Raw genomic sequence first — 2,202 nt, forward strand, 5'->3', positions numbered from 1 at the left:
ATTCGAAGCAATTGCTCGTGAATAACTGCAATAGGATCGTATGGCTTGAGCATGGAAAAATCCGGATGGATGGCGACGCCGAGACGGTTGCCAACGCCTATTTTGGGCAAGCATAAGAGTTACTGGCAAATCCGATCGAAACCTATGAACGTAAAAGGCGTCGAACGACCCGTCTCTACTTGATTGGATCGGGCTTTCGACACTCATCCATACGTCAATATCATCCAGTATCCCAGAGTAGAGATGACGGCTAGGAACAACAAAACTCCAAGCACTCTTTCCATTGGTTCCCCGTTCTGTAGCCGAAATGTCCTGATCAGTTAACTCGGACGAGCGCGAATCTGCGGACGTCTAGGACGTCGGCGCCTCCAAATACTGCCAAATCCACAAAAAGGAAAATGACCATGCGTCTCATAGACGAGTGGCGAACTGTGCTGCGCAAAGCGTGGTCGGTGCGCTTGATCCTACTTGCCGGTCTGCTCGAGGCGCTCGGATCACTGATGCCCTACCTGGGCGTCGTCCTTCCCATCCCAGAAAGCGTTTTCAACGTTTTGTCCGCTCTCACCCTCGGGGGCGAGTTGTTGCTCGCCTCATCGTTCAGAAGGAAATCTCAGATGGCAAGTAGAATACGGAACGCGCTCGTCGGCGTAACGGCTCTTGGTGTGGTCGCTGTCGGCTATGTCGGCGGCAAGGAAGGGCTTCGCCTGGTCACCTATCCGGACATAATAGGTGTTTGGACCGGCTGCTATGGCGAAACCAAGGGCATGAAGTTCACCAAAGGCCAGTGCGATTCCATGCTGGTTGACAGCCTTGTCGTCCACGAAACCCGGAGTGAGGAAGTGCCTGAAAAACCCGGATGCCATCCCCGACAAGTCGTATCTCGCCTTTCTCTCCGGAACCTACAATATCGGAGTAGGGGCGTTCTGCCGGTCTAGCATGGCGCGCCTGGCGAACCTTGGGGATATTCGCGGTGCCTGTAATGCGTTGATGCTTTACGTCAATGCCGGTCCCAAGAAGAACGTGCGTGGCTTGGTCTTCCGCCGTACGGACGAAAAGGCGATGCCTTGAAGGTCTGAAATGACTATCTTCATCGCCATCCTTCGCGCGCTTGGTATTCCGCTCTGCATATTCCTCTTCATGCTCGGCTACTACGAGGGCGTGCCGGTCCTTCGTGACATTCCCTTTGTCGATCAGATCCCGGTCGTGCGCGAGCTGATCGCCGGCCGTGTTCCGACAGAACGTGTGAGGGCGGCCGATGCCCCTCGATCTGGATATGTGCTCGAGGCTGAAAAGAAGGCCGCAGAAGCCAGAGCAGCGAAGATGGAGAAAGACCGTGCCGCCGCTCAAAAGGTCATCGACGCCTACCAGGTCCAGTTGATGAACCGCCAAACTCTCGACGCTCTGGAGAACGAACAGCATGAACAGGAGATTGCTGATTGTGAAAAGAAGTTATCGGCTGCTGGCCGTGCCTGTCATGTTACTGACGCTGACCGGGGCTTCCTGCTTGACCCTCTTCAAGATCGGCTCGATAAAGCCGCTACGACGCAAGGGGAATTGCAAGCCGGACTCAATCTTCCAGATTTGCCGCCAGCCTGCCGTGTCATGGAGCCCCATGCTCCTGTTATCGTGGGTGGGGAGGCGATTTCAGGATGGAAGCGGGAGCGTACGGCTACCGATAGGGCAAACGCGCGCGTAGGACGCTGTGCGGGGTTTTATAATAGTGCAACAGGAAAGACGCGATAATGGCCGCGACAAGTCTCAATGACATCTACAAGGCCATTGGTACGCTTTCTGAACAAGTAACCAGCTGAAGACGAGATATCGACGCATCGGAACGACGGGCGGGCGCTGAGAACCGGGAGGCCGATGAAAAGCGGGCGCAAGTCCATCGCCGAATGGATGAAATCATCTCGGAAGTGGGGGAGATTAAAACGGACATCGCAATCATCAAGGATTATGTTAGTGACGCCAAGGCTGTCACCGATGACGTAAAAAGGTGGAGGCTTATGGGGATCGGTGCGCTTGGCATGGCCGGAATCGGTGGCGCTGCGCTCGGGGTTAGCCTCGCCAATTCCTTCGAATGGCTCGCTCGATTTCTTCACAAATAAGTATCGCCCTGCCGGTCAGGGCTGCGGGAAAGGGGCTAATCAAGGCCCGATCGAGAGAATCGCTTCTAAAGCTTACACCCTGATTTTGACAATC

The 2,202-nt window shown here is 54.9% G+C and carries 5 protein-coding genes; all 5 read left to right on the forward strand.

All coding sequences use genetic code 11. From position 1 onward, the window contains the following. Positions 1-404 precede the first annotated feature (404 nt). On the forward strand, positions 405-935 hold the full coding sequence (locus tag ACXJ5O_RS25005; protein ID WP_457302265.1) for a DUF7940 domain-containing protein: 531 nt from the start codon (positions 405-407) through the stop codon (positions 933-935). Beyond that, a complete protein-coding gene (locus ACXJ5O_RS25010; protein ID WP_457302266.1) occupies positions 832-1,068 on the forward strand; it encodes a glycoside hydrolase family protein in 237 nt (78 codons plus the stop codon). Before ACXJ5O_RS25005 ends, ACXJ5O_RS25010 begins: the two co-directional genes overlap by 104 nt. A gap of 9 nt (positions 1,069-1,077) precedes the next feature. Further along, positions 1,078-1,743 carry a hypothetical protein gene (locus ACXJ5O_RS25015; RefSeq protein WP_457302267.1) on the forward strand — a complete coding sequence of 222 codons (666 nt, stop codon included), beginning with the start codon at positions 1,078-1,080 and terminating at the stop codon, positions 1,741-1,743. 152 nt (positions 1,744-1,895) lie between these two features. After that, positions 1,896-2,108, forward strand: a complete 213-nt coding sequence (locus ACXJ5O_RS25020; protein ID WP_457302268.1) for a DUF1515 family protein — start codon at positions 1,896-1,898, stop codon at positions 2,106-2,108. Then, positions 2,023-2,202 (forward strand): hypothetical protein (locus tag ACXJ5O_RS25025; RefSeq protein WP_457302269.1); only part of this gene is annotated, 180 nt, incomplete at its 3' end. The genes ACXJ5O_RS25020 and ACXJ5O_RS25025, both read left to right, overlap by 86 nt.

The organism is Phyllobacterium sp. P5_D12 (genome assembly GCF_054049495.1).

Bases quoted from the DNA above. Each gene is read 5' to 3' on its own strand.
- ACXJ5O_RS25020 (WP_457302268.1), top strand. From the start codon at position 1,896: ATGGATGAAATCATCTCGGAAGTGGGGGAGATTAAAACGGACATCGCA.
- ACXJ5O_RS25015 (WP_457302267.1), top strand. From the start codon at position 1,078: ATGACTATCTTCATCGCCATCCTTCGCGCGCTTGGTATTCCGCTCTGC.
- ACXJ5O_RS25005 (WP_457302265.1), top strand. From the start codon at position 405: ATGCGTCTCATAGACGAGTGGCGAACTGTGCTGCGCAAAGCGTGGTCG.